Source organism: Providencia sp. PROV156 (assembly GCF_028480905.1).
Lineage (GTDB): Bacteria > Pseudomonadota > Gammaproteobacteria > Enterobacterales > Enterobacteriaceae > Providencia > Providencia hangzhouensis.
This window is the reverse complement of sequence record NZ_JAMPPE010000014.1, coordinates 26,714-52,912: the sequence shown is the minus strand read 5'-3', so window position 1 is coordinate 52,912 and position 26,199 is coordinate 26,714. Positions and strand designations below refer to the sequence as shown.

General features: G+C 41.4%; 22 protein-coding genes and 4 tRNA genes. 6 read left to right on the top strand and 20 right to left on the bottom strand.

What is annotated here, in order from left to right:
* Positions 1 to 190: 190 nt before the first annotated feature.
* The 7 genes from PSF31_RS11780 to lptM all read right to left on the bottom strand — a co-directional run bounded on the left by PSF31_RS11780 (position 191) and on the right by lptM (position 7,454).
* A complete protein-coding gene (locus PSF31_RS11780) occupies positions 191 to 1,615 on the bottom strand; it encodes a hypothetical protein (RefSeq protein WP_096864361.1) in 1,425 nt (474 codons plus the stop codon).
* A gap of 201 nt (positions 1,616 to 1,816) precedes the next feature.
* Positions 1,817 to 3,979 carry a DNA helicase II gene (gene uvrD / locus PSF31_RS11775; RefSeq protein WP_036958803.1) on the bottom strand — a complete coding sequence of 721 codons (2,163 nt, stop codon included), beginning with the start codon at positions 3,977 to 3,979 and terminating at the stop codon, positions 1,817 to 1,819.
* Between the two features lie 87 nt (positions 3,980 to 4,066).
* Positions 4,067 to 4,783: a 5-amino-6-(5-phospho-D-ribitylamino)uracil phosphatase YigB gene (gene yigB, locus PSF31_RS11770; protein ID WP_096864362.1), complete on the bottom strand. Its 717-nt coding sequence runs from the start codon at positions 4,781 to 4,783 to the stop codon at positions 4,067 to 4,069.
* Complete coding sequence (gene xerC, locus PSF31_RS11765; protein WP_096864363.1) at positions 4,783 to 5,712, bottom strand: tyrosine recombinase XerC; 930 nt, start codon at positions 5,710 to 5,712, stop codon at positions 4,783 to 4,785. The genes yigB and xerC overlap by 1 nt, the downstream gene beginning before the upstream one ends.
* Positions 5,694 to 6,398 (bottom strand): DUF484 family protein, encoded by a 705-nt coding sequence (locus tag PSF31_RS11760; protein ID WP_004906061.1) that lies wholly within the window; start codon positions 6,396 to 6,398, stop codon positions 5,694 to 5,696. Before PSF31_RS11760 ends, xerC begins: the two co-directional genes overlap by 19 nt.
* A 24-nt stretch (positions 6,399 to 6,422) precedes the next feature.
* Positions 6,423 to 7,247: a diaminopimelate epimerase gene (gene dapF, locus PSF31_RS11755; RefSeq protein ID WP_094962463.1), complete on the bottom strand. Its 825-nt coding sequence runs from the start codon at positions 7,245 to 7,247 to the stop codon at positions 6,423 to 6,425.
* 21 nt (positions 7,248 to 7,268) lie between these two features.
* Complete coding sequence (lptM, locus tag PSF31_RS11750) at positions 7,269 to 7,454, bottom strand: LPS translocon maturation chaperone LptM (RefSeq protein ID WP_004906065.1); 186 nt, start codon at positions 7,452 to 7,454, stop codon at positions 7,269 to 7,271.
* Positions 7,455 to 7,689: 235 nt separating this feature from the next.
* Between lptM and cyaY the strand changes: the two genes are divergently transcribed.
* Complete coding sequence (gene cyaY, locus PSF31_RS11745) at positions 7,690 to 8,007, top strand: iron donor protein CyaY (protein ID WP_004906066.1); 318 nt, start codon at positions 7,690 to 7,692, stop codon at positions 8,005 to 8,007.
* Positions 8,008 to 8,050: 43 nt separating this feature from the next.
* Here the strand turns inward: cyaY and PSF31_RS11740 are convergent, their stop codons facing one another.
* Positions 8,051 to 10,624, bottom strand: a complete 2,574-nt coding sequence (locus tag PSF31_RS11740) for a class I adenylate cyclase (protein ID WP_164560865.1) — start codon at positions 10,622 to 10,624, stop codon at positions 8,051 to 8,053.
* A 592-nt stretch (positions 10,625 to 11,216) separates the two neighbouring features.
* On the opposite strand from PSF31_RS11740, the gene hemC reads away from it, so the two are divergent.
* The 5 genes from hemC to PSF31_RS11715 all read left to right on the top strand — a co-directional run bounded on the left by hemC (position 11,217) and on the right by PSF31_RS11715 (position 15,928).
* Positions 11,217 to 12,161 (top strand): hydroxymethylbilane synthase, encoded by a 945-nt coding sequence (gene hemC / locus PSF31_RS11735; RefSeq protein WP_096864364.1) that lies wholly within the window; start codon positions 11,217 to 11,219, stop codon positions 12,159 to 12,161.
* On the top strand, positions 12,158 to 12,913 hold the full coding sequence (locus PSF31_RS11730) for a uroporphyrinogen-III synthase (RefSeq protein ID WP_004906075.1): 756 nt from the start codon (positions 12,158 to 12,160) through the stop codon (positions 12,911 to 12,913). Before hemC ends, PSF31_RS11730 begins: the two co-directional genes overlap by 4 nt.
* 3 nt (positions 12,914 to 12,916) lie before the next feature.
* Complete coding sequence (gene hemX, locus PSF31_RS11725) at positions 12,917 to 14,185, top strand: uroporphyrinogen-III C-methyltransferase (protein ID WP_004906078.1); 1,269 nt, start codon at positions 12,917 to 12,919, stop codon at positions 14,183 to 14,185.
* A gap of 2 nt (positions 14,186 to 14,187) precedes the next feature.
* Entirely contained in the window at positions 14,188 to 15,381 is a 1,194-nt protein-coding gene (gene hemY / locus PSF31_RS11720; protein WP_004906081.1) for a protoheme IX biogenesis protein HemY, read from the top strand.
* A gap of 319 nt (positions 15,382 to 15,700) precedes the next feature.
* A complete protein-coding gene (locus PSF31_RS11715; protein ID WP_004906084.1) occupies positions 15,701 to 15,928 on the top strand; it encodes a hypothetical protein in 228 nt (75 codons plus the stop codon).
* A gap of 807 nt (positions 15,929 to 16,735) precedes the next feature.
* On the opposite strand, the gene PSF31_RS11710 is transcribed toward PSF31_RS11715, so the two are convergent.
* From PSF31_RS11710 to rfbA, 12 genes are all read right to left on the bottom strand, one after another.
* A tRNA-Pro gene (locus tag PSF31_RS11710) sits at positions 16,736 to 16,812 on the bottom strand.
* A gap of 40 nt (positions 16,813 to 16,852) precedes the next feature.
* Positions 16,853 to 16,938 (bottom strand) — tRNA-Leu (locus PSF31_RS11705).
* A 15-nt stretch (positions 16,939 to 16,953) separates the two neighbouring features.
* A tRNA-His gene (locus PSF31_RS11700) sits at positions 16,954 to 17,029 on the bottom strand.
* 79 nt (positions 17,030 to 17,108) lie between these two features.
* Positions 17,109 to 17,185: transfer RNA gene (locus PSF31_RS11695), tRNA-Arg, on the bottom strand.
* A gap of 167 nt (positions 17,186 to 17,352) precedes the next feature.
* The gene (thrP, locus tag PSF31_RS11690) at positions 17,353 to 18,729 is read right to left on the bottom strand and encodes a bifunctional threonine/serine APC transporter ThrP (protein WP_096865167.1); all 1,377 of its coding nucleotides are present in this window, start codon (positions 18,727 to 18,729) and stop codon (positions 17,353 to 17,355) included.
* Positions 18,730 to 19,018: 289 nt separating this feature from the next.
* Positions 19,019 to 19,786 (bottom strand): lipopolysaccharide N-acetylmannosaminouronosyltransferase, encoded by a 768-nt coding sequence (gene wecG / locus PSF31_RS11685; protein WP_096865166.1) that lies wholly within the window; start codon positions 19,784 to 19,786, stop codon positions 19,019 to 19,021.
* Positions 19,787 to 19,795: 9 nt separating this feature from the next.
* The gene (gene wzyE / locus PSF31_RS11680) at positions 19,796 to 21,151 is read right to left on the bottom strand and encodes an ECA oligosaccharide polymerase (protein ID WP_096865165.1); all 1,356 of its coding nucleotides are present in this window, start codon (positions 21,149 to 21,151) and stop codon (positions 19,796 to 19,798) included.
* Positions 21,148 to 22,230, bottom strand: coding sequence for a TDP-N-acetylfucosamine:lipid II N-acetylfucosaminyltransferase (locus PSF31_RS11675; RefSeq protein WP_094962455.1), 1,083 nt, complete (start codon positions 22,228 to 22,230; stop codon positions 21,148 to 21,150). Before PSF31_RS11675 ends, wzyE begins: the two co-directional genes overlap by 4 nt.
* Positions 22,227 to 23,477 (bottom strand): lipid III flippase WzxE, encoded by a 1,251-nt coding sequence (wzxE, locus tag PSF31_RS11670; protein ID WP_096865164.1) that lies wholly within the window; start codon positions 23,475 to 23,477, stop codon positions 22,227 to 22,229. Before wzxE ends, PSF31_RS11675 begins: the two co-directional genes overlap by 4 nt.
* Positions 23,477 to 24,607, bottom strand: a complete 1,131-nt coding sequence (rffA, locus tag PSF31_RS11665) for a dTDP-4-amino-4,6-dideoxygalactose transaminase (RefSeq protein ID WP_004906094.1) — start codon at positions 24,605 to 24,607, stop codon at positions 23,477 to 23,479. Before rffA ends, wzxE begins: the two co-directional genes overlap by 1 nt.
* Complete coding sequence (rffC, locus tag PSF31_RS11660; RefSeq protein WP_094962452.1) at positions 24,594 to 25,334, bottom strand: dTDP-4-amino-4,6-dideoxy-D-galactose acyltransferase; 741 nt, start codon at positions 25,332 to 25,334, stop codon at positions 24,594 to 24,596. The genes rffA and rffC overlap by 14 nt, the downstream gene beginning before the upstream one ends.
* On the bottom strand, positions 25,312 to 26,193 hold the full coding sequence (gene rfbA / locus PSF31_RS11655; protein WP_096865163.1) for a glucose-1-phosphate thymidylyltransferase RfbA: 882 nt from the start codon (positions 26,191 to 26,193) through the stop codon (positions 25,312 to 25,314). Before rfbA ends, rffC begins: the two co-directional genes overlap by 23 nt.
* Positions 26,194 to 26,199: the final 6 nt, after the last annotated feature.

Here is a 26,199-nt window from a genome sequence, read left to right as displayed (position 1 = left end):
TTAAAAACTCAAATCCTGAGGATTAATACGGCATATCAAAGTCAATCACTAAAAAGATAGTGATAGTTATCATAGAGTAAACTAGAAAAGAGATTCAAAATTACATAAATAACATACTCATTCCATAGTAAAAAAGCACTCCATCCATATTGAGTGCTTACTATAAAATCAAATTAAACGATTGATTGACTTAGCAGAATGCAGTTCTTCCAATACCACCACAAGAACAACGTGCCACTGGGTTAAGAAGACTTACCTGCCCTAGGTTTTTATTTACTTCACTATTCCCCTCCTCCGCCGATTGGAAAGCCGTAATTCGTTCTGAAATTAATTCGCTTTGAATTACGGGTTGAACTAATGTATTACCATCTTGATTTTCAATCATTTTTTGAGAATGAATTGACCAGTGAAGTTCAACATCTTTGATAGTTTCTTTAATGCTATGCATTTCTTCATTATATCTTTTAATATTTAAAGATAGATGATTTTTAAAAGGCCCTGAATTCACTTCTAATTCGCCTTGTTTTTCCATTTCAATATTTAGCTTATCAATATATTGATTTAATTCGTCTAATACTTTTAGTAAATTGGACTCCTGTAGTTTACTTATCCTACTTAACTCATCTAATACATGCTTATCTTTTGCTATGCTAGGGCTTTCTACTCTATACAATGAAATATTTCTACGTAATGACCTTATTTCTTCTATTTCTGAATTAGTTTTATGTTCGTTCAACTCACTTAGGCCTTTAAACATATTTAATTGCTCATCAAATACTTTTACATTTTTATGAACTTTTTCCTCTAACATTCTCATCGAATCATCTATCTGTTTTTGGCTATATTTATCAGTAACAACCGAACTGGAGCCCCAAGCTCTTCCTTTATTTAATAGCTGTACTGAACGAGATTTCAAATCATTTATAGACGAAACAAATTTTTCAATTTCATCATCTATCTCTTTTTTATTTTTTATTGTCTCAATTTCTATGTTATCTAACTGTAAATCAATTTTTCGTTCATCTTCTAGTAACTTAGATGCTCTATTTTTCAATGATTTTAGCTTAGCGTTATGATAATTTATTGAGATAGATACAATACCTGTTTTAACTTTATTAAACGAAGTATTTAGATGGGTTATTTCATTATTTATCTTTACTAAAGTAGATTTTTCACTATTTAACATACCCTCTTTTGTCTCATGAGGGATTTTTTTGATTACAAAAATACTTTCTAGTAGTTTATGGTCACCACCAATATTTTTATTTTGCTTATTTATTTCCAACTCTATTTTATACTTAGAAAACTCACTAGCCTCAAAATATAAAATCTCATTACCGATATTTTCCTTGTTATATTTACTAGCAAGATTTTTCATTGCTAGTAAATTACCTTCAAAAAATTTAATAGCTTTATTTACCTCATCTATTTTAGCGGTCACTTCACTATTTACATTTGTTTTTTCAGATAAATATTCATAACCATATTCATCTTGAATTTTCATTACTAATGAAGACTTCAGCTTCTTAATTTTATTTAAACGATTTTCAGCAGAAAAAATTAACGAGTCTATTTTTTTAAAATCATAACTATTTAAATTAAAATCAATTTCCATATTAATCCCTTTGATTTTCATATAATTAAAAAACATAATTTGATATCTATATTGCGTTTTCATCTTATATTAAAGACAAAGGAGTGACCAATTTATTATTTGTATAATAAAAACAAATTATAATTATATTAAACCTATATTTCATTTAAATAAATAAAGTAGAAATATTATTCAGATTTCTACTTTATTTATACTTGTCTATTACAGTTTCTCAAGCTTCGCATATGAAGCCACTAGCCACTTAATTCCTTGGCCTTGGAAAGCGATTTGTAAACGACAGTGTTCACCACTACCTTCAAGGTTAATAATCGTGCCTTCTCCAAATTTAGGATGAACTACACGCTGCCCTAATGCATAACCCGAATCATTTTGGCTAATTGGGGTACCAAGGCGTTGATGGCTAACTGGTCTTGAAACCTGCGCTCGCAAACGAACTTCTTCAACACACTCGGTTGGTAGCTCACCGATAAAACGAGAAGGCCTGTGATAAACTTCTTTGCCATATAAACGACGACTTTCAGCGTAGGTGATAGTCAGTTTTTCCATTGCTCGGGTAATACCGACATAAGCAAGGCGACGTTCTTCTTCAAGACGACCACTTTCATCCATCGACATTTGGCTTGGAAACATACCTTCTTCCATTCCCACAATGAATACAACAGGAAACTCTAGACCTTTAGCTGAATGCAAAGTCATCAATTGAACGGCATCTTGACTAACATCCGCTTGTCCATCTCCTGCTTCCAATGCTGCATGAGAAAGAAAAGCCTGCAATGGCATTAAGTCTTGGTCTTCGTCTTGATAGCTGAAATCACGGGTTGCATTGACTAACTCTTCCAAGTTTTCAATTCGAGCCTGTGCTTTTTCGCCTTTTTCTTGCTCATACATCGCTCGTAGGCCTGAGTCGTTAATGACTCGATCAGCTTGAACGTGTAATGGCATGTCTTGGGTTTCTTTAGCTAATGCATCGACTAATTCTAAGAAACGCTCGATTGCAGCGGCTGCCCGACCTCCCAACACCTGCTCGCGAAGTAAGTACTCACAACTTTCCCATAATGTTAGTTGTTGATCCCGTGCAGTTTGGCGAACAGTATCTAATGTTCTATCTCCGATGCCACGTGTTGGTGTATTGACCACCCGCTCGAAGGAAGCATCATCATTACGATTTGCTATTAATCTTAAATAAGAAAGTGCATCTTTAATCTCTTGGCGTTCAAAGAAACGTTGCCCACCATAAATACGATATGGCATAGCACCTTGGATGAGCGCCTCTTCTAATACACGAGACTGTGCATTACTCCGGTACAGCATGGCACAATCTTGTAGGGCTCCACCATTTTCATGCCATTGTTTAATGCGCCCAACCACATAACGTGCTTCATCTAACTCATTAAAAGCGCAGTAGAGGGAAATGGGTTCACCATCTCCGCCTTCTGTCCATAAATTTTTCCCTAAGCGGTCACTGTTATTCGCGATCAATGCGTTCGCCGCTTTTAATATATTATTCGTCGAGCGATAATTTTGCTCAAGGCGGATAGTTTCTGCACCAGGAAAATCATTGAGAAAACGCTGGATATTTTCTACTTGAGCCCCACGCCAGCCATAGATTGACTGGTCATCATCACCAACAATCATGACTTTGCCAGTTTCCCCAGCGAGTACACGGATCCATGCATATTGGATATTATTGGTATCTTGGAATTCATCGACGAGAATATTCGTAAAACGCTCACGATAATGCTGTAGTACATGGGGCTTGTTTAACCACAGTTCATGGGCACGTAATAATAGCTCAGCAAAATCCACCAGTCCGGCTCTATCACAGGCCTCTTGGTAAGCTTGGTATACTTTTAGCCATGTGGCTTCGACTGGGTTTCCGTAAGCTTCAATGTGCTGAGGACGCAAACCCTCATCTTTTTTACCGTTGATGTACCACATACCCTGACGTGGTGGCCATTGTTTTTCATCTAAATTCATCGCCTTAAGTAAGCGACGAATTAAACGGTATTGGTCATCACTATCGAGAATTTGAAAATCCTGCGGTAAATTGGCATCCATATAATGTTGGCGTAATAAACGATGCGCTAAGCCATGGAATGTTCCTATCCACATACCGCCTTCACTAGTACCAATCAATTGATTGATTCTATGGCGCATTTCTGCTGCCGCTTTGTTCGTGAACGTCACTGCCATAATTGAAAATGGGGAAGCATTTTCCACAGACATCAGCCATGCAATTCGATGCACTAGCACCCGAGTTTTACCACTACCTGCCCCCGCAAGGACAAGTAAATTGGTACGCGGGGCAGCAACCGCTTCGCGCTGTTTGTCATTAAGGCCTTCAAGCAGATAAGAGACGTCCATAGTTACCATCAAAGCAAAACAGTGGTTAATACCACTGTGAGGTTATTAACAATGGCTATTGCCACTGTATTTTTATACAGGAAATAATTATACCAATGATAAGAGAGAATCCAACCGCGAAATTTCTACATGCGGTAATAAACGCACCTCTTTCTCTTCCATCAGTGTTTTTTGTTCTGTGTTTATCCAGCAAGCTTGCATACCGCTGTTAATTGCACCTTCAACATCCGTTAACAGGTTGTCCCCGACATGAAGAATAAATTGTGGCTCAATTTCAAGTCGCTTTGCTGCTAAACGATACATATCACAAAATGGCTTTGAGCGCCCATCAGGCCCCGCTTTCAATACAAATTGAAAATATTGGCCTAACCCACATGCTTCCGGCTCTGCGTTACCATTAGTAATCGCCACCAACGGAACTTTTTCTGCAAGTTGGCACAATGTTTCATGGGTGGATTTCGGGACATCGATTCTATTTCGCCAATATGTGAAATGCGCCATGATGTCATCCGCCCCTTTTTGTGCAGCTTCTTTCGAATAACCATAATGGCAAAGCATCATTTTGGAAGAGAGCCAACGCCAACGTGATATATCATGATAAATATCAGGCTCTTGTTCTTCAACAAGACGGCGAAAAGCATAAAGATCTTCATTACTAAAATGATTAAAGCGCGGATCATATTCACGAACAAAACGTAAAACTTCTTCTTCCGTTTTATCAATAACTGGGTGGTTATCGTAAAGCGTGTCATCCAAATCAAACGTGATCGCCAGAATGGGTGATAACGGACGGTAAAAATGCATTAAGGTTTCTCCCTCTTTGCTCTCGGATGAGCCACATCATAAACGTTTGCTAAGTGCTGAAAATCAAGGTGCGTATAGATTTGTGTTGTCGATAAATTTGCATGCCCAAGAAGTTCTTGCACTCCACGTAAATTCCCACTTGATTCAAGGATATGTGTCGCAAAAGAGTGGCGTAATTTATGGGGATTAATGTGGCTATTAACCCCTTGTTTTATTCCCCATTGCTCAAAACGTTTCTGTACGTTCCGATTCGAAATACGTTTACCGCTTTGGGTTGAAATAAAAACGGCGTCATCTTCAGGGTCATAGAGCTCTCGCATCTCAAGCCAACGTTGTAGCCAACTCACCGCAGTTTTACCCATTGGCACTCTGCGCTCTTTACTCCCTTTCCCCATTACCCACACTTCGCCCGTATTTAAATCAAGATGGCGAACATCTAGCCCGACTAGTTCAGATAAGCGTAACCCCGCGCCATACATCACTTCAAGCATCGTTCGGTCACGTACAACAAGAGGGTCGCCACTATCCATGTTCAAAAGTTGGGAGACTTCATCCACATCCATATTCTTAGGAAGGCGCTTTTTGGATTTAGGGGCATGGATTGCTTTTGCGGGGTTTGCGGGTAATTCCCCCTGGTGTACCATCCAATCAAAAAAACTACGCAGCGATGATAACCGCAACGCCATACTTGCTGCTTGTAAACCCGATTTGCGACTTTTAGCCGCAATGTTGCGCACAATCGTCGCATCTACTTTTTGCCATTCGTGGATATTTAATAAGGCTAACATCTCCACAATAACGCTCAGTTGGCGACGATAGTTAGTAATAGTAACCGGACTTAGCCGGCGTTCAACACGCAGATAATACAGAAAGGCCTCAATTTGGCTCATCAGCCCTTCCGGCTGGTTTTTTACAGGCGTTCTATCCATTGGCATAATAACCTCGGTAGAATTTGAGCGACTTTCTCCAACATGACCGTTCCCATACCATGTTGATAATGTTCACGATCACGGCTAGTAAAAATGACCATACCTGATTCACCATGATGACCAAACAATGAAATGGCGACTGAGCCAACATTTAACGCATCAGGTAAAAGTAGTTGGATTTCAGGGCCATTTAACCGGCCGAGGTAGTTTCGCTTATCACCAAAGCGTTGAATCCTCACGGGTTCAAAAACACGACGCGAGATAACTAATTGATGTGCATCCAAAGGTGCAGACAAATGCCAACTGTCACTAAACAAGCGTACCTGAGCACCGGATAAACCCAGTTTTTTTGCCCAACGGTTTAGCGCTAACAGCATTTGCTGTAAACTTTCTGCTGATGACATTTCAATCACCAACACTAACAACTCATCAAAAAGCTCTACATTTTCATGAGCTTGCTCAACCATAAACCGAATATCTTGTTCGAGCTCTTTGATTTTCAACCGTTGACGGCTCATGACTAACTCAGGCAATGAAATCGCTTCTCGCACAACATGTGGGACTTTTAGTTGCTCCAACAGCTGTGCATTACGAAGAAAAAAATAAGGGTTTTCCGTTAAATAGCGCACGACATCAAGCTCATCAATTTGATGAACCATTTCCTGTGCTTTTTTGGTTTTATCCATTTTTTCCTCTTCGGCTATTCAAAATTAGAGTTGAATGACTCCATCATAAACATGCGTTGCAGGACCTGTCATATAAAGAGGCGACCCAGGACCTTCCCAAGAAATATCTAATGAGCCCCCCGGCAAATCGACTTTAACCCGCTTCGCCAGTAGCCCTTGAGTAATCCCAACCGCGACAGCTGCGCATGCTCCGCTACCACACGCCTGAGTTTCCCCAGCTCCACGTTCATAAACGCGCAAGCGAATATGGTCAGCACTGATAATTTCCATAAAGCCAATATTGGCACGTTCTGGAAAACGCTCATGATTTTCTAAAGCGGGGCCTAAAACTTCGACTTCTGCCGTATGAATACTTTCAACTTGAATGACACAATGCGGGTTACCCATTGAGACAACCCCACACAGCACTGTACGTTCTTGTGCTCGAATAATATAGGTCTTTTCTTCTTTAACTGCGCGAAATGGCACTCTCTGTGGTTCAAAATCAGGTTCGCCCATATTAACGCAGACATCATCATTCTCATTTATGGTTAATGTCATACGCCCCGACTGAGTGCTGACTTTAATTTTTTGCTTATTCGTTAAGCCTTTGAGCCTAACAAAACGAGCAAAACAGCGGGCTCCATTACCACATTGAGCGACTTCACTGCCATCCGCATTAAAAATACGATAATGAAAATCAAGGTCAGGGTCATAAGGGGCTTCAACTAATAGTAGTTGATCGAACCCAACCCCTGTGTGTCTATCCGCTAATCGACAAATCAATTCAGGCGAAAAATATACATTTTGTGTAACGCCATCGACAACCATGAAGTCATTGCCTAAGCCATGCATTTTAGAAAATTGCATTTCACGCTCCATAGAGGTGGCTTACTGATTATTTGTTGTTTGAGCAGGCTCTTTGGCAGTACTGTCTTGTGCGGTAGGTTGCACATCAGATGCCTTAGCCGGAGCTGCAGTTTCTTCCGGCGGAAAATACAACGGGCCTTTTAAGCCACAGCCAGAAAGGGTAAATAAAACAACTAGTGCACTAAGCCCAATTAAACTTTTTTTCATTCTTTTTCGCCCGTAATACTCACTTTTGACATCTGATATTTTACACAATAACAGGAGTGGCCTCGCAAATCACGCCTGTTTATCCAGCATGTTGATATTATATACTTTAGGCTAAATTTAGTCTGAAATTTTTAGCGGGTATGCTGAGATTGACCCCAATGCAGGTTCCCTCCTATAATTTCAATTAACAATAATAATTTCAATTAAACCATTGTGAGCAAACAGGAAATTAATCGTGAATGACAGCGAATTTCATCAGCTAGCAGAAACGCTACTGAGCACCATCGAGGAGCATTTAGATAATTATGAGGGTGATGCCGATATTGATTGTGAAATCAATGGTGGTGTGATGACTCTTAGCTTTGAAGATGGCAGTAAAATTATTATTAACAAACAAGAGGCATTCCACCAAATATGGTTAGCAACTAAACAGGGTGGGTACCATTATGATTATAAACAAGGTAATTGGGTTTGTGACCGTTCAGGGCATGAATTCAAAACTAAACTAGCCGAGGCAATTGCTTTTCAAAGCCAAGAGCCCTTTTCGTTCTAAGCTTTACGAATTTATACGGTGGGCAGCGCAAAACTGCCTACCATCAATAATAATGTGCTTGTGGGTGCTGTGGTTGGCTAGATTGCCTTTCATACCCAACGTCATCATCTTCTGCCGTAAATGGCCATGTCGCACCAGAAAATGCAACAACTTGGTTTTTACCATCTTGATTAATGATTTGGTAAAACTGCGGTAAATTGAAATTGATAAAGTTTGCACCATAGGTAAACCGGTCGTGGGAAGAAGAATAGAATTTACTCACGTCACGGACGAGGTCTTCTTTTGACCCTTCACAGTGGGAATAAATTTCAACCCGATTTGCTTCATCTAAAACGTAAATATTAAAACCCGTGTTATCTGCGGTATTTTCAAAGAAAAACTGTACAATCCCTTCACTTGCATAACCATCGACAACGGCAGGTAAATGGTTATCACCCTTCGCCTGAAGTTTAACTGGCCAGCCATGTAGTTTGTTATGGGAGATAGCCCCATAGAACTCAACGGCATTTTCAAGTTTTTGCACAGATACATTTAGGCGCTCAAAGAATAAACCCCACGTCTGCCCGGCAATACGTAATGCTTTAAAACGCCCAGGGTCATTTCGGTTGCTTGATAAACGCAGTTCTACACATTCAGATACCAGCTGTTGTACACGGGTACGAATCAGCCCGCGTAAGTGCTCACTATAACAAAACACTTCAACCGCTTCAGGAGGTGATGCATCTTGATGCATTTTCCCTAAAATGGTCTTAAGTGCTTCTAACATGCATTGTTCTCCGCTGAAATGTAACGTTCTTACCTCATTCCACGAATTACGATACAACAAATCAATACTACCAATCAGACACCGTTGTGATTCTCCAAAACTGAAAATATCCAGTTTTCTAAAATCAACATGAACGACTTGCTCAGAATATACCTGTGTTGGGTCTTTTTCTAAGTTAACAATGATTGCAAGATGGCGGATTTCACAAGGGCTATAAAGCGCTTTTGGCGTTGGAGCGGGTAACCTGATAGGGAAATGACTTGATACATCATGCATCAACTCAAGCAGCTTTCGTTCATCACACTGAGACTTCCCGTTATACATATAAACCTGAGTATTCTCAGTCAACAGGCCGTTAAAATATGCCCATGCAACTAATTTATTTAAATAGCGATTATATTCAAGAGGTTGATGACCAATAATGGCCTCAATATTTGGCGCTTGGTTATACAAATACCAACCACTACGGTTAGCTCTCCCCTCGGGTACATAAATAAAGGTGAGATGTGCTTCGCTCAAATCAGGTGAAATTTGTGGATTAACTAATGTCACCTTACCAGGGAGCGCCTCGAAAGCCGCATATAATTTACGGGTTAGTACCCCAATATCTTGTGGGCTTGCACTAACACTTAAATTATTTCTACGCGCAAAGCGAATGAGATTACGATAACTTTGCATCATCGTATCAAGTAACTCGTTGTGTGCCTCACGGACACGCTCAATTTTCCATTGATTACGTGTGTCGAGAATAGACAAACGTTCTGCTCCCCACCCCCATGACTCAACCAATTGAGACAACACATCACGGCGCCAGCCTGAGCATGCGTTATCCTCTTTTTCAGATAGTTTTTCACACACTTTTAGGTAGAAACAACGGCGGATAAGGTCAAGACGAGTTAGATCATTAATTTCAGTCAGGTAACGTGTCACACGCTCTAACATCAAACAGTATGAGTCCAAGCCATAACACACAATTTCGCCTGCATGTAAATGACGTTTGAACTCCATCGCTAATAACTTACCGTTAGGGTAATCCCATGAATAGGATTCCAGTAAAATACTCTTCAATACGGCTTTATAGGGGGAATCAACACTTTTGTATAGCTGCCATAGACTTGCACCGAAGTATTCCGCCGCAGAAAGCTCACTTAAACCACCTAAATCAAGCCATTCATTTGGTGTTAGCACGCCTTGTGCATATAGCCCCATAACATATTCATCGTAATGCTGCTCTTCTTCAACCGGCACCATAGTCCACAGCAAACGTTTACCCGCCATACGTACAGCTGTTCGATAAAATTCATCTAACAATAAGATATGTTGCGTTGAACCACAGTTTTCCCCACCAATATGCCCACTAGCATGATGGCGAAAACGATTTTCATCGATTAAAAAAACAGTGACATCAATCCCCAAAGACGCAGCCCACTGCTCAATTAAGGTACACTTCTTTTGCAAAAAACGTTTTTCTTCGTGGTCCAACCAAGAAGGATGGCAAACCCAAACGTCAATATCTGAACACTGACTTTGCCCAACAGATGAAGTGCTTCCCATCGAATAAATACCCGTAATAGGTAATTCGCCATTCGCTTCGGTTTCAATCGTGGGTAAAAAACGTTCGAAAGGTGCCAACCATTTTTTTTGCTCTGTATCAGGAGAGAAAAAACAGACACCATGGGGGACATTACCTTCAATAAAACCAGGCATCATTGGATGATGATAATGAAACAAGACAGGCAGCAAGCTATAAACCTTCGAGAAGGTTTCACTCATAGAAGCTGTTGCACGTTCTAACCGTAATTGGTTTATCGCATCCAGTCTTTGTTTTAAGGTTTCAATATAGAGATACAAAGGTTACGCCTGATTGAATGAAAGTATTACAAACCTGAGAATTTCCCAGCACCCAACAGATAGAGATAGATTTAAAATAATTTTCAAATGGATTGTCGGAAACGTGATCAATTTAACACCTTGCATCAAAAGGGTAAAGTAGATCACATAATTTTATACGCTTATTTTTGATACAAAATGCTTTTCAACATATTGTATAAAAAGGCTTTTTATTTTTTAATCTATAAAATATCCCTTGTTTTTCAATGGAATAATTTCTTTTTACCCAATTGTTTAGTAAAACAGCAAAATCAAACGATATTAAGTACAATACGCACAGTGTCTGCGCTTACTCGCTTCAACACGAATTAATACAAACCGCAGAGTGTTTTACACGAAAGATAGCACGATAAGCTAAAGAAATTGCTTAATAGCTATTCTAGGTCATCTCATTTTGAATCGCGTTCTTGCATCATGGAAGAAAAAGTAAATCAGTTATCAACAATTCAGAGAGTGGTTTTGCGCCTAACTGGAAAAAATATCCTTAACATGTTAAAACTAAGGCCAATTGTATGGTTAATCTGCGGCATTTTTCGCCAGAGAAAACAGTAAAATGACATCAACAAATATCGTGCGTATTGCAACGCGCAAAAGCCCTTTAGCCCTATGGCAAGCGCACTTTGTCAAAGACAAATTAGAGCAACTTCACCCAGGTTTGCTGGTTGAACTCGTGCCTATGGTGACAAAAGGCGACATCATCCTTGATACACCTCTCGCGAAAGTTGGCGGGAAAGGGTTATTCGTCAAAGAATTAGAACTTGCCTTATTAGAAGGGCGCGCAGACATTGCCGTTCATTCGATGAAAGATGTCCCTGTTGAATTTCCTGAAGGCTTAGGATTAGTCACGATTTGTGAACGTGAAGACCCTCGAGATGCCTTTGTCTCAAACCACTATGATAATCTTGAGGCACTACCGGAAGGCAGTATTGTCGGAACATCGAGTTTGCGTCGTCAATGCCAATTAAGGGAGCTCCGCCCTGATTTAGTCATTCGTGACTTACGCGGCAATGTCGGAACACGCTTATCAAAACTAGATAACGGTGAATATGACGCCATTATTTTGGCCGTTGCAGGGTTAAAACGTTTGGGGTTAGAAACTCGAATTAAAACCGCCCTTGCCCCTGAACAATGCTTGCCTGCCGTTGGCCAAGGTGCTGTCGGCATCGAATGCCGTTTAAATGATAGTAAAACCCGTGAGTTACTCGCGAAACTAAATAATGACGCAACATCGACCTGTGTTCTGGCTGAACGAGCAATGAATATGCGCCTTGAAGGTGGTTGCCAAGTTCCCATTGGCAGTTATGCTATTTGGCAAGATGACAAAATATGGCTACGCGCCTTGGTTGGAGCGCCAGACGGTAGTGTGATTATTCGTGGAGAACGACAAGTTTCACCAAGTGAAGCTAACCAAGCAGGGGTATCATTGGCTGAAGAATTACTTGAACGCGGTGCAAGGGAAATTTTGGCGGATGTCTATCAAGGAAACCCGCCTGCATGAAAGTGCTTGTCACTCGCCCTGAGCTCGCATGTTCAGAGCTGATCACGGCAATCACCACCAAAGGGGGGGAAGCCTTCGCCTCTCCTTTAATTCGCATAGGGCCCGGTGCTGAATTAAATACCCTTATTCCTCAACTTGATAGCCTTACTGCGAATGATTTAGTCTTTCTTTTATCTAAAAATGCAGTCGAATATGCAAATTTAACACTTGAACAAATGGGGCGTAGCTGGTCAGATAAGTTATCTTACTACGGAATTGGCCGCTCTACAGGGCAATATTTTCAGCAAGTAACCGGAAAAGACATACGTTGGGCTGAACAAGGCGAAACCAGTGAAATACTACTGACACACCCTGAGCTTCAATTTCTCGAAGGGAAAAACGCCCTGTTATTACGTGGAAATGGCGGGCGAGAGCTTCTCGCGTCAACATTACGGGCTCGAGGTGCGCAAGTCAGTTATTGTGAATGTTATACAAGGTACCCGGTTGATTATGATAAAGCTCTGTTCAATCAGCAGTGGTTTCAAACCGGTATTACAGATGTTGTGATCACGAGTGGTCAAATGTTAGCCTTGTTAGAAGAATTAATCACTGAAGAATACCAAACTTGGTGGTTTTCCCGCCGCCTACTTGTCGTCAGTGAACGGATTGCAGACCAAGCCCGCAGAGGCGGATGGCAAAAGGTCTGTGTAGCTAATAGCGCAGATAATAATGCTTTATTAGAAGCATTAATTTCAATCGATATGGGATGCTAATTTATGACGGAACACGATAAAACAACCGAGACGGTTACCCCAGAAGCTGGTGCAGAACAACAGCGCCCAAAAACTAAACCTTCTTCGGAACAAAAACGTTCTGGTCTGATAGGCGGTGTAATTGCTATCGCTATTATCATCGCTATTGGCGGTGGGCTGTACTATTTCACTCAACAAAGTAATGCCACCTTAGTCAATGAAAACAATGAATTAAAACAAAAATTAAGTGATTTAATCGAACAACAAAACTCAGACAGGCAGCGGTTAGATGCATTAATTGCGGCTAATGCTGAAATAAAAAGCCATTCTCGTGAATATGAAGAGAATCTCAACCGCCGCATGCAAGAGCTGCAAGCGCACGTTACTGCGTTATCTAGCGCTGATGTTAAAAGTTGGCTACTTGCACAAGCTGACTTTATGGTCAAAATGGCGGGAAGAAAGCTGTGGAATGATCGCGACCCAGTAACCGCGGCCGTTCTGCTAAAAAGCGCTGACTCAAGCTTGGCAGAAATGAATGACCCAAGCCTACTCGACATTCGTAAATCAATTAACAGTGATATGGCTAAATTAGCCGCAATCAACCAAGTTGACTATGACGGCATTATTTTACGTTTAAACCAGCTAAGCAATGAAGTCGATAACTTACGTTTAGCGGATTTAAACAGTGGAGATGCGAAAGCTGAAGATAACGCTGACGTTAGCGATGATATTTCGGATTGGAAACAAAATTTGGCGCGTAGCTGGAAAAGTTTTGCAAATGACTTTGTCACAGTACGAGCTCGTGATGGCTCAGAAGCCCCTCTCCTTGCACCAAATCAAGACATTTACCTACGTGAAAACATTCGCTCTCAGCTATTAATTGCAGCGCAAGCCGTACCACGTTATCAAGAAGCCACCTACAAACAGTCATTAGAGCAGGCATCGACTTGGGTAAGAGCCTATTTTGATACTGAGGCGCCTGAAACCAAAGCATTCCTATCAACCATTGACGACCTAATCAATCAGCCGATTGATATTGACATGCCTGATACCTTGGAAAGCCAAGAAAAGCTAGAAAAAATCATGCAAACACGGGTTCGTAGCTTACTTTCTCAGTCATCCGACAATACAAAAGTTAGCGATGGTGCCGTTGATGCCGCAGCGGATGCGACTGAAGCGCCAACAGAAGCCGCAGCAGATGCCGCTGTTCCTGCCACGGATACGCAAAAAGCAGAGTCAGCTGACAATTCACACCCTTCTGAATCAGCAGAGCCTGCTGGCAATAGGGGGTAATTATGATAAAAGTCCTGATCCTATTTATAGTACTTATTGCAGGGATAATCTTAGGCCCATTATTAGCGGGTCACCAAGGTTATGTTTTTATCCGTACAGATAATTATGACATTACGACCAGTGTAACCAGCCTCGTTTTGGGCTTTATCTTGCTCCAGTTTGTGCTGTTATTCCTTGGTTGGTGCTACCGCCGTTTTATCAGCACGACATCACGTACCCGAGGTTGGGTAAGTGGTCGTAAATACCACAAAGCGCATACTCAAACACAAAAAGCGCTACTGAAATTAGCAGAAGGTGATTTCGAGCAAGTTGAAAAATTAATGAGCAAACATGCTGATTTTTCTCAACAACCGGTCATTAACTACCTCATGGCAGCCGAAGCTGCTCAACAGCGTGGTGATGAATATCGCACTCACCAATACTTGGATAGAGCCGCCGAAGCCGCAGGGAGTGACCAGCTTCCTGTTGATATCAGCCGTGTCCGTATCCAATTAGCGGAAGGAGAAGTCCATGCTGCTCGCAATGGTATTGATAAACTTCTCGACAAAGCCCCAAGACACCCTGAAGTATTGCGTCTTGCGGAACAAGCTTATTTACGTTCGGGCGCCTATCAGTCACTGATTGAATTACTTCCTGTTATGGCTAAAGTACAGTTACACAATGAAGATGAGCTCGATGCATTGAAATTAAAGGCTTACAAAGGGTTGATGAACCAATATATGGCTGAAGGGGGTAGTGATGGGCTAAAAGCTTGGTGGAAAGCACAACCTCGCCGAGTTCGTCATGAAACCGCATTGCAAGCTTTCTTAGCAGAACATTTGATTGAATGTGGCGATACTGCAAGTGCAGAAAAAATGATTATTGATGGCTTAAAACAGCAATATGATGAACGCTTACTCCTGCTAGTGCCAAAACTGAATAGTGAACGCCCTGAAATTATCGAAAAAACCCTTTTACATCTGCAAAAGCAAAACGGTGCCACCCCGTTACTCAACAGTACATTAGGTGTTTTATCGCTACAGCATGCCCAATGGGACAAAGCAGAGACCTACTTTAAGGCCGCTTTAGCACAACGTTTTGATGTTCAGGATGCATCATGGTTAGCCGATGCGTTTGACAGGCAACATAAATCTAGTGATGCGGCAAAAATTCGCCAAGATGCATTAAACCATTCATTGAAACAAGAACGAAACTAATATTCTTGCTTATCCTTTTCTAAAAACTCCACACCTTTTAGTGGAGTTTTTTTATTCATAAACTTAACTACCACTAAGCCTAGCTTCCCCAATCAAAACGCCAAAAAAAATTTAAATACATTGCGTTAGTCGTATTAAATCATCGTAAAAAGAAAATATGAGGTTTATGATTGGTAACATTACAGATCAATAATTCAATGTTTAATCAATAATCGTTATTTAAGGATCAGCAAAACACACTTGGCTATGTTATAAAATAAACACATAGTGTATAAAGCTTTATATACATCTTTGCTTTGAATGAATTAGGGATATCGATATGAATGTAATTAAAACTATTTGGCGCTGGATTATTGCAACCCCAAACCGTTTACAAATATTCTTTGATCTTCTGCTGTTAGTATTATCACCTTTTGTTTTTATTATGATTATTGGTTTTAATACCGAAGATCTTAGTAAAGACATTTTCATTATTACATTCATTATCCTCTGCTATACCTATATTACTCGCTGGTTCAGTAAGTGGTTTAGTAAAGGTAGAAGCTAATACCTATCTTATTTTCAGCCTCTTAGTCATTTTCTAAGAGGCTTGGCTTTTTACATAAACAAAAAAAACACCTGCACAAGGCAGGTGTAAAATACAATCAGGTCTACAGACGGATGGTGCCTCACTCAACGTTTCGCCCGTTCGTTGATGGTAAGAGGATGAGCTCTTGATCATCTAAGTTGGACAATAGGCACCGATAATCGGCTTTGCGTCATCTCTGGGTTTATGAAGCTTCGCTGTCATAAGAAGTGAGATGAGCATCTACATATAAAATAATGCACAATGCATGCCAACTTTTTTAAACCGAGTTTTTTTTAAGTTTACTCTTTTGGCTTAGCTCTCATCTCTCGGTTTTACACATAATTTTCCTTCTTGGAAAGAAATCCCCCTAACATTAAAGAATTCACTAATGTGGTGCCTGTATCTTATCTTGCTATTTTGTCGCAGTTTAGAGACAGCATAAAACAGTTATTTATATTTCTTTATAAATCAACAAGTAAAATGTCTCCTTTTGGCGACATCAATATAATGAATTGTATCTATTTTACGACACAGGCTAGTTAACCTGCTAAATTACAAATAAAAACAAGCAATTAACCATAGCTAGTCATTATTGAAGAAGCAGCTCTAAGTAGACTTTAAATAATTCAGGTTATAGCTAGGCGACAAGTGAAGATATACTGATGAGTATGCACAAATATGTGATTCTAGGAGACTAACGCAGACAACAATGCGATGGGTTGAAGTGTGATTATTATAAAGCATAAAAAGCAAAAAACCCGTCGGTTAAGACGGGTTTCTTTAAATTGGTCGGCGAGAGAGGATTCGAACCTCCGACCCACTGGTCCCAAACCAGTTGCGCTACCAAGCTGCGCTACTCGCCGAAATTTTGTAGTACTGATTAATACCTATTACATTTCTTCGTGGTGCGAAAGGGGGGACTTGAACCCCCACGTCCATAGGACACTAACACCTGAAGCTAGCGCGTCTACCAATTCCGCCACCCTCGCAATGTCACAAAAAAATGGGGTGGCTAATGGGACTCGAACCCACGACAACTGGAATCACAATCCAGGGCTCTACCAACTGAGCTATAGCCACCATAACTTCACTTTTTTCAAAGCGTTGCTATATTACTACATACAACGTCATTTTGCCAACCGTAGCGAAGCGCTAAATTTGGTGCGCCCGACAGGATTCGAACCTGAGACCTCTGCCTCCGGAGGGCAGCGCTCTATCCAGCTGAGCTACGGGCGCTTAACGCCGTTGCGGGAGAGGATAGTACGGATTTATCCTCCCGCTGTCTAGTCCTTTTTGAAATAAAAATATCGATTGCTTGCCTTTTATCCATTTCGCTGAGAAAGAGAGCATATTTACCCTCTTTTTCACTGTACGACTAATAAAAATACGTCGAAGCACCACCACTAAATTTTTGTATTGCGGCTATTGAACAGGCGAATAATGAAATAAAGCAGTGAAACGCCCCCTAAAAAGATGGCACCAACGATTAAAGATAAACGGGTATCTGGATTAATCGCCATCCCAACTAATACGCAGGCTAAAAATAACAAGGTCGCATAGTTAACCCATGGAAAAAGGATCGATTTGAAAGGATGCCCAATAAGCTTTTCTTTGTTTTGTTGGCGAAAACGGATTTGGCTGGTCAATAGCACTAACCAAGGCACCATACCTGGTAACACACTCGCACTATAGACATACACAAAGACTTTTTCTGGATTCGGTATGATGTAATTCAAGCTAGAACCCGCCACTAAACAGAGAATAGTAAAGCCAACGCAACGTGCTGGTACGCCATTTTTCGTTAATTTCAATAATGACTTAGGTAATTGCTTATTTTGCGCTAAGGCATATAGCATTCGCCCACCACTATACATGCCACTATTGCAACCAGATAACGCCGCAGTTAACACCACAAAGTTAATTACAGCGGCTGCGGACACAATCCCCACTTTCGCAAACGTAAGAACAAATGGGCTACCTTGTGAACCCACTTCCGTCCACGGAAAGAGTGTCACAACAATAAAAATAGCACCCACATAAAAAATTAATATGCGCCATAAAATATTATTGATCGCTTTTTTTAATGTAACTTGAGGATTTTTCGCTTCACCTGCCGTGATCCCAACTAATTCAACCCCTTGATAAGAGGCCACAACGATACACAACGCAAATAAGAAACCTTTCCAACCCCCTGCAAAGAAACCACCATGCTCAGTGAGATTTGCTAGCCCAATCGGTTCAAAATTATTACCAAGGCCAAAAAAAATCAGCCCTAAGCCAATTAAAATCATCACTACAATCGTGGTCACTTTGATCATGGCAAACCAGAACTCAAGCTCTCCATACAGCCGAACAGCAGCTAGGTTAGCTAATGCGACTAATACCACGGCAATAATGGCAAAAATCCATTGAGGCACGTCAGGGAACCAATATTCAGCATATACGCCAATGGCAGTGATCTCTGAGATACCAACGGCCACCCACATAAACCAGTAGCCCCACGCAGTGAGACATCCCCAAAACGGACTTAAGTATTTATAACCAAACGAAGCAAAAGAACCGGTTACAGGCTCAAGAAATAGCATTTCCCCCATTGAACGCATAATGAAGAAAACAAAAATTCCTGCGATGATATAAGCCAGTAAGACAGAAGGCCCAGCCCATTTTAGTGTACTGGCCGACCCCATAAATAACCCAACGCCAATAGTCCCACCGAGCGCAATCAGCTCGATATGCCGTGCTTCTAACCCACGTTGAAGCCCTTGCTGTGGATTTCCCATACATACCCCTGTCAAAATTAGATATTTAAAATGCAGTTTTAATTGAAACTCAGTTAGTAATAATCACTGCAATTATTTGAAAAGCATCAATTAGGCGATTAAAAAAATGCCATAGCCGCAAGATTAAGCACAAACTGGTGCGAATATGATTATTTTTGAGGGATTATAGAAATATTTGAAGAAAGAGACCAGTCATTCGGAGAATTCAGACCGCAAGCAAGGGATTAGGCCTACTTGCGGCCAGTAAAATACATCGATAATAACGATAAAAATCAAATCACTATAAAAATTAAAGCTTACCGCCGTAATAGTAACCTAAAAATTTCAATAATTTAAACTGGCGAGTAATACGGGAAGGCTGAGATAGTAAGCGATACAACCATTCCAACCCTAAGTTTTGCCAAACTTTCGGTGCACGTTTTACATGCCCTGTAAACACATCATAAGTCCCCCCAACGCCCATATATAAGGCATCTGGGTACACACTTCGGCAATCTCGCATAAAAATTTCTTGTTTCGGGGACCCCATCGCAACAGTGACAATTTTTGCACCACTTGCACGAATGCGTTCGAACAATGCACTTCGCTCTTCAGCAGTAAAATAGCCGTTTTGCGAACCTACAATGTTCACATTCCACTGCGAGCGTAGCTTGCTTTCAGTTTGCTCTAGAATTTCTGGTTTGCCACCCACTAGGAAAACTGGCGTACCTTCTTTACCGGCCCGTTCCATTAACCCTTCCCACAAGTCAGCACCAGCCACGCGGGAAACTTCAGCTTGGGGGTATTTACGACGAATAGCACGGACAATACTAATTCCGTCAGCATATAAATATTCGGCTTGGCCTAGTAACGTATTTAAAGCCGTATCTTGTTCAGCGATCATCACTTTTTCTGCATTAATCGCAACGAGTGTTCCCGTTTTCGTTTCCCCACCAGCAAATAAGTAGTCTAAAAAATGGGCCATATTTTTAAAGCCCCAAATATTATGACCACGAATACTATATTGTGGAATAGATGGCTGTGTAACGGATGAAGACTGAGTTGATGACGGTTCCATGATACTCCTTTAGCGGCTTTCACGCTGTTGGCTTCTTAAAAAAGAAACTGTTTTTGTGCGAATAAGCCCTGCACTTTCAAATAACCAATACAGTAATTTAGCTAACACCAGACACAGTCCGAATATTAAGCAGAAGAAAACCACCCGTGAGACGAAAGAATCCACGCCTTCACGCGCTAAAACAATGATGTTAAAAATGGCACCAAAACAAAATGCCTGCATAATGGCGGCCTTATAGCGATTCGATTCTTTCAGGCTCATGCCATAGATCCAATCAAACCATTTGATGATAAGCCCCACAACTATGGCTCCAAGTGGTATAAAAATCACCCCACCCATCACCACCAATGAACCAATCAGTGTTGGGGAAATTGCCAGTCCAGAATGGTTGTTTAGTACTTCCCACGTAAAATAGTTGGCAGAATTCAATACCGTATCTGGGCGTTCTGGCCAAACCCAAGAAGGAATAAAAACATAAAAGTCACGGATAATCGGCGCTAGGCCTTGAAAGTCCATCTCATCATAGTGGCTTAACAGTAATGCTAAGTTTTCCCACGGGGAGAATGTGTCCCGTGTTAAATACAAGAAAGTGTAATACGCTTCGGCACCACTGACATCTAGCCCATAGCGCTTTAAGGCTAACCAGAACATACCTACAATACTTGCGACCCCGGCTGCAGCTAGCATCCACAGCGTAATCCAACCCCTGACAATCCCAATAAATAAGAATAGTGCGAAAGCAATAATAATGTTCGCTCTGGTTCCTCCAACGATAACATAGGTCAAGAAACCAAATGCAACGGTACTAACGAGGAAGAAAATCCAACGTTTCTGTGTCGGTCGCAAGAAATAAACAATCAACATTGCCGGTATGAAGAAATAGAAAAAGCGTTTTAATGCCACGCCAGAAACTTGGCTGGAGAAAATTTGACTATAGGATTTTAGCTTAAACAGCAAAAAACCGTTCTGCATGAAAAAGATACCTACTGTCACGACTGCAATCAGTATCAATAACAGACAGGTTAGATTCGTTTCCACTTTGTTCATGCTAAACAACGCACGCCTTGGTGCGTCTGGTTGCCTAGAAAGCCGTGTTTTATAAGCAACATAATAAATCGCATAAAAACTGGTAGCCGCTAGTTGGGCGTAAAGTAAGTAATCCGCTTTCACAACCGCAACATCAAATTGGAACACTAACGCACAAGTTAATGGAAAACCAAAGTAAAACGTCAATAAATACAGCATTGAAAAGAAAATATTAAAGTTAAACCGAGCACGTAAAAACTCTTTGTACAACAAAGTACCAATAAAAATAATTGATATCAGGTAGACCAGTGCTAAGCCACCTAACTCCGTCAGTGTCATGCTCGCTCCTCCACGGCACTGAGAACGGCTTTCCAGCCTTCAGTAAAGTTAGGAGCAAAAAATTCGATATGCTGTTTATCTAATAAGCTCATTTGGCGCTGAGCTTCATCCACTAGTGGTATCGTCAGGTTGTCACCATAGAAAAATACAGGGACATTTTGAGCAGTTAAATCCTGCCAAAATGTATTTTGACGACTGATCACAAATGGAATACCAAATTGGATTAACAAACAAACCGTACCAACACCTTGCTGGCGATTAAAAATAAAATAGCCAAGATCACAGGATTTGAGCAAATTAAGGTACTCGCTAAACTCCATGCGCTCTTTCAGAATTTCTACTTGCCCTGAAGTAAACTCACTATTTGCAGCCTGTTCGACTTGTTCAATATAGCCTTGGTTATTTGCAGGATAACCCATTGGGACAATAACCTTAACCTCATCACCAAATTGCTGTTTAATCGCACTCAGCGCCTCTACATGACGATTAGAACGGTCACCTGAGTTACCCAACAAAATAGTCAGTTGAGAGCCTTCACGTGCCTTAGGCTCGCTAATTGTCAATGCGGGGTCCATTCGTGTTGGAAAATACAACACAGTGGCAGGCACTTTAGGGTTCGACTGGTGGAAATAGCACAAATCCCCACGTGTTGCACACACATGCCCTACTTTTTTCTGCGCTAAACGACGCAAAATATAGAATAACTTAAATTTTAGAGAGCTAGATTCTTCATAGAGGTCAGCTCCCCATATATGCCACCAAAACTGATGGGATTTGATTTGACCAAATAATAGCGCTAACCAAATAGGGGCGTTGAATTGCCCATGAAAGAAAAAGCGAGTACGGCGGTCTGCCTTGGCACGCTGTATAACACTATTAGCAATGGCCTGTTTATTCGCAAAAACATCTATTTTTAGCTGAGGATAAACGTCAGCAAGCTGCGCATCATCGCTTACCACCATAAAATGCGGCGTTGATGACGAAGCCATTTCTTGGCAAATGACGTCATTAAAAAACGTCAGTACCGTCTGGTTGTGGTGTGGGAGATTCGATCCCAGTACATGTATTAAGGTTGTCATGCTCGCCTACGGTAAATCAAAAATACGCAACAACATAAGGTAAAATAGACAATATAAGTGGCCATATAAGCCTGAGTTGCACCTACTGCACCATGTTCAGGGATAAGCCAATGGGCAAAGCCCGTTAATAATAAAAATTGACTCACTTCAGTGAGGACATAAAAACGCAATGCGGCTTTGGCAATGACCAAATAGCCAAATACGTACGCCCCCACTTTCAATACATCACCGACTAGCTGCCATGCAAACAGGTCTCTCATCCCTGTAAATTCTTTTGAGAACAGCAACCAAATCGCGAAATCACGTAGTAACCAAACTGTAAAACTCACAACGGCAACAGCAGGTAAAACAAACTTCAATGCTTTAACAATTTCTGCTGTGATTTCATTTTTATGCTGCAAACGCGATAACGTCGGCAATAAATACACTGAAAATGTCGCGGTAATAAACTGCAAATAGGCATCTGAAATGGTGGTCACACCGGTCCATAACCCCACTTCATCCCAGCTATAGGTTTGGGCAAGTAAGTTTCGCATCATGATATAAGCGACTGGCAGTGTGACTGCCGTTAGCATCGCCATGACCGTAAATTTGCCTAAATTAGTCGCAATCGCTTTGTCCCATGCTGGCTTCAATGACGATAACGCAAACTGCTTGCGTTTAATTATCATCCCAGCCGCAGGCAATACCACAAGTGCAGGGACTAATGCTAACCCCGCTAGTGCACCTTCATACCCGCCCACTAGATAGCATAAATAATAAGCAATTACACCAATTACGCTACCCAAAATAATGGCTAATGCGTTTGCTGATGCGTCTCGGTAGCCCTTCAAAATAGCCAGAAAATAGTTCGCATACGCGATACCCATTTGAATTAAGGCGACTATTTGAATAACTGAGCTGTATTTTTCACTATCAAATAACGCCACGCTAATTGGCGCACTGCAAAGTAAAAAGATAAGCGCAAGTAGCGCTGAAAATCCTAGAATAATCGTCGATGAAGTTCCCAGAACCGCACGTAATTTTTGTGGGTCTTGGTGGTGCTCTGCAACATATTTTGTGACACCATTGAAAACCCCTGCACCAGATAACACCCCTAGTACAGTAATCAATTGGCGGAAGTTACCCGCCAGCCCCACACCGCTGGGCCCAAATGAGACTGCAAACAACTTAACGATTAACAGGCCTACCCCGATTTTAATCAGGGTAGAGCCAGCAGTCCAAACCGATGCTTTAGCAAGAGACATTAGGCAAAGAACGCTTTGATTCGCTCAATGACCGTCTGCTGTTCGTCATCAGTCATGTTGTAGAACATCGGTAAACGCACTAAGCGATCACTTTCTGATGTTGTATATTTATCTTCACCATGGAAACGGCCAAACTCAATACCTGCCGGGCTAGTGTGTAATGCAACGTAGTGGAATACCGTCAAAATGCCATGAGATTTCATGTAATCATTGAATTCGGTACGCTCTTCGATATCTTTAAGTTTGATGTAGAACATATGGGCATTATGTTTTAAGCCTTCTGGCACAGTTGCTAGGACTAAACGTCCCGCATCAACCAATGGCTGCAACGCTTCATCATACCGTTTCCATAGTAGTAAACGGCGCTCATTAATTTTGTCGGCTTCTTCTAACTGTGCCCATAAGTAAGCCGCTTGCAAATCAGACAACAAGTAGCTTGAGCCGATATCACGCCATGTGTATTTATCGACTTGACCACGGAAAAATTGGCTACGGTTCGTTCCTTTTTCACGGATCACTTCAGCACGGCTAATCAAGTCTTTATCATTGATAAGCGTTGCCCCACCTTCACCGCCTGAAGAATAGTTTTTAGTTTCATGGAAGCTATAACAGCCAATGTGGCCGATAGTCCCCAGTGCTTTGCCTTTATACGTCGACATCACACCTTGTGCCGCATCTTCAATCACGAATAAATTGTGTTTTTTCGCAATAGCCATAATGGTGTCCATCTCGCAAGCAACACCTGCATAGTGGACTGGAACGATAGCACGCGTACGTTCAGTGATTGCGGCTTCAATTTTAGTTTCATCGATATTCATGGTATCCGGACGGATATCAACAAACACGATTTTAGCGCCACGTAATACAAATGCGTTAGAGGTTGATACAAAAGTAAAGCTTGGCATGATGATTTCATCACCCGGCTTAGTATCAATCAGGATCGCCGCCATTTCTAATGAGGCCGTACAAGATGGCGTTAACTGCACTTTCGGGCAATTAAACCGTTTTTCCATCCATTCTTCACAACGTTTCGTGAAGCCACCGTCACCACACAGTTTGCCACTTTCCATGGCTTGTCTCATATACTCTAATTCAGTACCTACAACTGGTGGTTTATTAAATGGAATCATGTTGTCCCCTGTATAACCAATAAGCGGTACTGGCAATTGCTGCACCGCTACGTGAATAAAGATTTAATGCCGCAACATTACTGATTTGCGTGGCCACATTTAACTGTGTTTTTTGGTGTTCCACACACCAATTAAATGCTGCAGACATCAACTTACGCCCTACACCTTGCCCCTTCGCTTCTGGCATTTTCGCTAGTAGGCCAACCCGTGCTGTTTCTGCATCAAGATGCCGTAAACTCACAAAGCCCAATATCGCACCAGACGCGTCTTTAACTAGTAAACAAGTGTGATCAAACGTACCAAGTACTGATTTTTCTATCCACAACGCATAAAACTGACCGCTATCACCATCACGATACCAAGGTGCTCTAAAGCGGCTTTTGCTAAAGACAGACTCAGCGGCTTGCCGTAAAGTAGGAATATCATCCACTTGTGCGACAACAATGTGATCTTCCGCTGTTAAACCTGCCTTTAAATAAGCATTTTCTGTGCCAATAGTAAGAGCGAAATCGATTTCACCTTCAACAAATGAAAAACCCATACCAGCCAAATCATCAATCAGCTGCGTTTCAGACGCGGCGACTTTTGCTTGCACGATATCGTATTCATTTATTTGATAAGCAAGGAGGGGTTCGAGATTATCCCCCGTAAAATTCAACTTTGCCGTTGAGCGATGAAAAAATTCGCTCTCCCATGGCAGGCTCTCAATACTGGCGCGGACGGACACGTAATAAATCCTCTAAGTATTGCCCATAACCTGTTTTTTTCAGCTGTTGTGCTGAAAAAGCGACTTGCTCGTCTGTCAGCCAGCCGTTACGCCATGCTATTTCTTCTAAACAAGCAACTTTGAAGCCTTGGCGCTTTTCAACGGTTTGTACAAAAGTACCTGCCTCAATGAGGCTATCGTGGGTACCTGTATCTAACCAAGCAAAACCACGACCGAGCAATTCAACGTTTAATTCGCCACGTTCTAAGTACATTTGGTTAATTGACGTGATTTCTAACTCACCTCGTTCAGAAGGCTTAACTTGTTTTGCAAATTCAACTACTTGTGAGTCATAGAAATACAGCCCTGTCACCGCCCAATTCGATTTAGGTTTAACCGGCTTTTCTTCAATCGACAGTGCTTTAAAATTATCGTCAAATTCCACGACACCAAAACGCTCAGGATCCATCACTTGGTAACCAAAAACCGTTGCGCCATTTACTCGTTTAGCAACAGATTTTAATTTTGGGCTAAATGAATGGCCGAAAAAGATATTGTCGCCCAATACTAAACAGCACGAATCACCGTTAATGAACTCTTCACCAATGATAAACGCTTGCGCAAGGCCGTCTGGTGATGGCTGTTCTGCATAGCTCAGCTCAATCCCAAACTCATTACCATCCCCTAATAAACGCTTAAACATCGGCAAGTCGTCAGGGGTAGAGATAATTAAAATCTCACGGACTCCCGCCAACATCAGGACTGAAAGCGGATAGTAAATCATCGGCTTATCGTAGATAGGCAATAACTGTTTAGAAATACCGCGAGTGATAGGATGCAAACGCGTCCCCGACCCTCCAGCTAATATAATACCTTTCATACTGTC

Bases quoted from the DNA above. Each gene is read 5' to 3' on its own strand.
- PSF31_RS11780 (WP_096864361.1), bottom strand. From the start codon at position 1,615: ATGGAAATTGATTTTAATTTAAATAGTTATGATTTTAAAAAAATAGAC.
- uvrD (WP_036958803.1), bottom strand. From the start codon at position 3,979: ATGGACGTCTCTTATCTGCTTGAAGGCCTTAATGACAAACAGCGCGAA.
- yigB (WP_096864362.1), bottom strand. From the start codon at position 4,783: ATGCATTTTTACCGTCCGTTATCACCCATTCTGGCGATCACGTTTGAT.
- xerC (WP_096864363.1), bottom strand. From the start codon at position 5,712: ATGGATAGAACGCCTGTAAAAAACCAGCCGGAAGGGCTGATGAGCCAA.
- PSF31_RS11760 (WP_004906061.1), bottom strand. From the start codon at position 6,398: ATGGATAAAACCAAAAAAGCACAGGAAATGGTTCATCAAATTGATGAG.
- dapF (WP_094962463.1), bottom strand. From the start codon at position 7,247: ATGCAATTTTCTAAAATGCATGGCTTAGGCAATGACTTCATGGTTGTC.
- lptM (WP_004906065.1), bottom strand. From the start codon at position 7,454: ATGAAAAAAAGTTTAATTGGGCTTAGTGCACTAGTTGTTTTATTTACC.
- hemC (WP_096864364.1), top strand. From the start codon at position 11,217: ATGACATCAACAAATATCGTGCGTATTGCAACGCGCAAAAGCCCTTTA.
- PSF31_RS11730 (WP_004906075.1), top strand. From the start codon at position 12,158: ATGAAAGTGCTTGTCACTCGCCCTGAGCTCGCATGTTCAGAGCTGATC.
- hemX (WP_004906078.1), top strand. From the start codon at position 12,917: ATGACGGAACACGATAAAACAACCGAGACGGTTACCCCAGAAGCTGGT.
- hemY (WP_004906081.1), top strand. From the start codon at position 14,188: ATGATAAAAGTCCTGATCCTATTTATAGTACTTATTGCAGGGATAATC.
- PSF31_RS11715 (WP_004906084.1), top strand. From the start codon at position 15,701: ATGAATGTAATTAAAACTATTTGGCGCTGGATTATTGCAACCCCAAAC.
- thrP (WP_096865167.1), bottom strand. From the start codon at position 18,729: ATGGGAAATCCACAGCAAGGGCTTCAACGTGGGTTAGAAGCACGGCAT.
- wecG (WP_096865166.1), bottom strand. From the start codon at position 19,786: ATGGAACCGTCATCAACTCAGTCTTCATCCGTTACACAGCCATCTATT.
- wzyE (WP_096865165.1), bottom strand. From the start codon at position 21,151: ATGACACTGACGGAGTTAGGTGGCTTAGCACTGGTCTACCTGATATCA.
- PSF31_RS11675 (WP_094962455.1), bottom strand. From the start codon at position 22,230: ATGACAACCTTAATACATGTACTGGGATCGAATCTCCCACACCACAAC.
- wzxE (WP_096865164.1), bottom strand. From the start codon at position 23,477: ATGTCTCTTGCTAAAGCATCGGTTTGGACTGCTGGCTCTACCCTGATT.
- rffA (WP_004906094.1), bottom strand. From the start codon at position 24,607: ATGATTCCATTTAATAAACCACCAGTTGTAGGTACTGAATTAGAGTAT.
- rfbA (WP_096865163.1), bottom strand. From the start codon at position 26,193: ATGAAAGGTATTATATTAGCTGGAGGGTCGGGGACGCGTTTGCATCCT.